The sequence below is a fragment of the Domibacillus sp. PGB-M46 genome (assembly GCF_022668875.1).
Classification (GTDB): Bacteria; Bacillota; Bacilli; order Bacillales; family Domibacillaceae; genus Domibacillus.
Window position 1 is genome coordinate 1 of record NZ_JAKGCR010000056.1, and the last position, 3871, is coordinate 3871.

Consider the following 3871-nt stretch of genomic DNA (forward strand, 5'->3'; position numbering starts at 1 on the left):
GTTTTTAATGGAAGATAAAAATTTAAAACGTTGACGTTTTTATTGATTTTGTTCAGTTTTCAATGTTCAATTCGTTTTACCATCTCCACGACAGCTAAATAATCATAACACCTGCTGTCATCTAAGTCAATATATTTTTCATATCCCCCAACACAAGACGTTATGCCACTTACTTAAAGCACAATTGGTACGTCTGCAAAGCCAACTGATTTTCATTGCATCCTGTCAAAGGTAACAATGTTTCTCTATTGTTTATTTGCATTCATTTCTTCTGTCTCGGAGACGAATAATATTTTAACATTTATTTTTCATCAGCACAAGAAGTTTTTAAAAATAAGTGTATATTTTTTGATTGTATGCTCACCTTCTTCCCTCAGTACAAAAATAAAGCTGTGACTTTTTAATTTTCATTTCCGGGCTTGTAATTGTTAATCCCTTTTTCATGATCGTGAGTATTATCGTTATCTACCTGCAAACTCCCGTCCTGTGTAAAAACAGCCAGTGTAACGTGCTTAATGTCTTGTTTGCGAATACCCCAATGCTGAAGCTGATCAAAAAGCCAATTCTCATCCCTATTCACAAACTTTAAATTATGATGCAGGATTTCACCATCTATAATGATTGGAATCGAAACGAAAGCAGGTTTTGGGGTGAACTCTGGATCACTTGATTGTTTATCGGGATTGTTTACTTTAGGAATAACACTTACCTTTCCCGTTTCTTCCATCAGGGCAATATCAATTTCTGCAGGGTTTACAAAACCCTTAATCCGAAGCTCTCCAAGCAATTCTTCAATAGTCATTTTGACGCTTTTTAGTCCGTCTTTATCAATATCTCCCCCGCGTATTAGCACGGTAGGTGTAGCGGTCAACGCAGATTTAATCTTGTTAATAAGAATGAGCCTGGACAGTAAAAGATAAAATAAAACAACTGCAAGCGAGTACCAGGTAGCTTTCCAGGCACTGTCCTGGGCTATCGGTTCTGAAATAGCTGAACCGAGAACGGTCACAAAAACAAGATCGTAACTATGCATTTGCGAAACCGCTTTTTTGCCGGAAAGTCTTGTGAGAATATAACCTAATAATATAAGGTAAATGGGCAGCGCTATATATGTTAATATCTCCACGTATCCACCTCTTCTCTTATCTTCATTTTTTCCTGCTCGCAGATAAAAGGGGCATTCAGCGCTTTTTAGCCGATAAAATCGCCCGAGCTGCTTTTTGTCCTGACACAACGGCTCCTTCCATCGTGGCAAAATACGGCTGCATGGTGTAATCTCCGGCAAGCAATAATCCCTCAACCGGTGTAACCTGTTCAGGCCGCATCCAGTGGCAGCCCGGCTCAAGAGAATGAAAGTCATCGTAATGGTTAATCTGGCGATAATCGATAATATCCTCTCCAAAATCCATGCCTAACAATTTTGCATCTTTTACAACCACCTGTAATGTTTCTTCTGGAGTCATTTCTAAAAAACGTTCCGGATTTGACATAATAATGGATAACCTTCCCGGCACATGGCGAAATGTAGAACGGGACTGTTCGGCGAAGCTGATGAGAGAAGTCCGCGGGCCAAACGTTGTAATATCTTTTGGGAGAGCAGGCTTTTTTAATTCCATTTGCAGTGTTGCTGCGGACATCATCGGCAGCTCGAACATAGGCTGAAACCATGGATGATCTTTAAACAAAGGCTTCAGCAGCTGTTTGGCAGAATTAAGGGTTGTGGCTACGACTACTTTTTTGCCATAAAAGGTTCTCCCGTCTTCCATTTCAACACCTGTTATGTTATTCTGCCCGTCCATGTGCAGCTTACAGACTTTATGATCTGTTTTGACAATACCGCCTTTTTTTTCAATCGCTTCCGCCATCGGCTGGCACATTACGTCTGTCATACCGCCTAAAAAAGCGCCGATGCGCATTTTATAAAAGCGTTTAATGGCTGGAGCAAGCAGTCCAAAAAAAACATAAGCGGAATACCGCTCAGGCGGTAAGAAATAAAGGCCGGTGCTAAAAGGTATAATAACGTTGTGAAAGGCATCTTCACTGACCTTGTGCTTTATTGCATAGTCCCGGATATTACAGGCATCCAGCTTCTTAGGATTTGTAATAAGATCTTTTAATCCGCTCAAAAAAAAGGAGACGAGGGAAAGCTTGTCTCTCAGCGGAAGCAATTCGTTATTTCCCAGAATGCCCATGATTGTTTTTTTAGGACCAAACAGTGGTGCAGCGCCTAAGGTAATGAGCTTTTCTTTTTTTCTCACCCGTATTTCTACTTTTTCTTCCCACGTGAAAATCTCATTTAATTGAATCCCCGCTTTTCGTAACATTTTAGGCATTTCAGAATAAAAGCCGATATAGCGGTGAAACCCAGATTCCACTTTCATCCCATTATCTATATAAGATGAAGTCCGCCCCCCTACAACAGGTTCCGCCTCTAATAAAAGCACCTTTTGTCCTTTTTCCGCTAATTCTAAACCGCAGGTCAACCCTGCCAGTCCCGCTCCAATAATTACTGCATCGTATTGTTCCAATAGAAGAACCTGCCTTTTGTCTTCATTTTCTTCTTATTATTGCCTCATTATTTGCCATAATATGCGCTGGTATCCTTGTATTTGGCTCAGGCCAAAAGAAGATAACAGTATGCGTCCAGGCAGATATTTTATGATGACAAAAAGGCAGCCGAGAATGGCTGCCTTTTTGTCAGGTACAGGTTATTCTGTTTTGTTTGAAGAATTTCTCGGCAGTGTTTCTTCGTATTTTGACGGCGCTACTTCTCCCTCTTTGTACAGATCACTCACTTGTTCATGGGTTGTAGCCAGCCCTTTTGCTGTTTCGTCATTTTTATGATAATCATTCATATTAAAATTACGAACAGGCGTTACTTGCTGCTTTTCTTTTGTCATGACAGCCCCCTCCTTTCTTTAAGCTTATTTTCTGCAAAAACATATTCCTTATTCAAAAGCTAAAAGCCCGCACTTCCGGAGCAAACAAAGGCTAGAATCTGCTGCCGTTTCATGGGCTTTTCGTTGCTCAGCGGAAATAGTCCTTTCAAAAGAACAGACCCCTTCTATCCTTTTCACTAAATTTTCACCGAGCTCCCTTAATAAAAGATTAAAGACGCAGATGCATCGTCTCCAAAAGCCACTTTTATTTTGCTTTTAGGCACCACCCTTCTTCCCACACAAGTACAGAAGAAGTCTTAACCGGGTTGACGTACACCGACAATGTCAACATATCGTTCGGTCACATTGAAGCTTCGATTCCTCATGTTTCCGATAAAGCAGCCGAAGTCACGGCTTCGATTGGGCAAATTGAGACGATCAGCCGCCAAATGGTACAAGCCACGGACTCCACAAAAGAAACAGCAGAGAAAGCTGTCTATTTAAGCCAGGAAACCTCTTCTTTGACACAGGAACAGACGGCGACAGCTAAAGAAATTTCTTCTTCTACTCTTTCCTTATCCCAGTTAGCCGGAGAGCTTCAACATACGTTAACAGCCTTTAAAATGAAATAACATAATAAAAATCCCTGCTGTACCAGCAGGGATTTTCCATGTGAAAAACTTATATTTTTATCGCCGTTAATCGTTCATGGCTTCTTAGTTTGTTCATTTAAAATAGTGCAGTTAACTTTGAACTATTAAAGAATTTAAACTAACCTGCTCCACTGCGGCTGCTACCCGTTCATGAACGGTCCGGTCTAATGGATGAGGAACGAGGTCTCCTGGTTTCGTAGAAGCAGCAATCGCTTCCGCTGCGGCAACCAGCATTGGGTGCGTGACATCATTTGCTCTTGCGTTCAATACGCCTCTGAAAATACCCGGGAACCCTAGTACGTTGTTGACCGAGCGTCCGTCTGCCGCGTAAGCCGCTCC

Annotated in this window: 5 protein-coding genes; 1 reads left to right on the top strand and 4 read right to left on the bottom strand. The window is 41.4% G+C overall.

What is annotated here, in order from left to right; all coding sequences use genetic code 11:
- Nucleotides 1-400: 400 nt before the first annotated feature.
- From L2D08_RS23495 to L2D08_RS23505, 3 genes are all read right to left on the bottom strand, one after another.
- Complete coding sequence (locus tag L2D08_RS23495; protein ID WP_242237957.1) at nt 401-1126, bottom strand: DUF421 domain-containing protein; 726 nt, start codon at nt 1124-1126, stop codon at nt 401-403.
- A gap of 55 nt (nt 1127-1181) precedes the next feature.
- Nucleotides 1182-2528 carry a hydroxysqualene dehydroxylase gene (locus L2D08_RS23500; RefSeq protein ID WP_242237959.1) on the bottom strand — a complete coding sequence of 449 codons (1347 nt, stop codon included), beginning with the start codon at nt 2526-2528 and terminating at the stop codon, nt 1182-1184.
- A 180-nt stretch (nt 2529-2708) separates the two neighbouring features.
- The gene (locus tag L2D08_RS23505; RefSeq protein ID WP_242237961.1) at nt 2709-2900 is read right to left on the bottom strand and encodes a YozQ family protein; all 192 of its coding nucleotides are present in this window, start codon (nt 2898-2900) and stop codon (nt 2709-2711) included.
- 305 nt (nt 2901-3205) lie between these two features.
- Between L2D08_RS23505 and L2D08_RS23510 the strand changes: the two genes are divergently transcribed.
- Nucleotides 3206-3511 carry a hypothetical protein gene (locus L2D08_RS23510; protein WP_242237964.1) on the top strand — a complete coding sequence of 102 codons (306 nt, stop codon included), beginning with the start codon at nt 3206-3208 and terminating at the stop codon, nt 3509-3511.
- 111 nt (nt 3512-3622) lie between these two features.
- Here L2D08_RS23510 and L2D08_RS23515 read toward each other — a convergent pair.
- The coding region (locus tag L2D08_RS23515; RefSeq protein WP_304653947.1) for a malic enzyme-like NAD(P)-binding protein at nt 3623-3871 on the bottom strand (249 nt) is incomplete at its 5' end.

Excerpts from the sequence above, each read along its gene's own strand:
- L2D08_RS23505 (WP_242237961.1), bottom strand. The coding sequence starts at position 2,900 with ATGACAAAAGAAAAGCAGCAAGTAACGCCTGTTCGTAATTTTAATATG.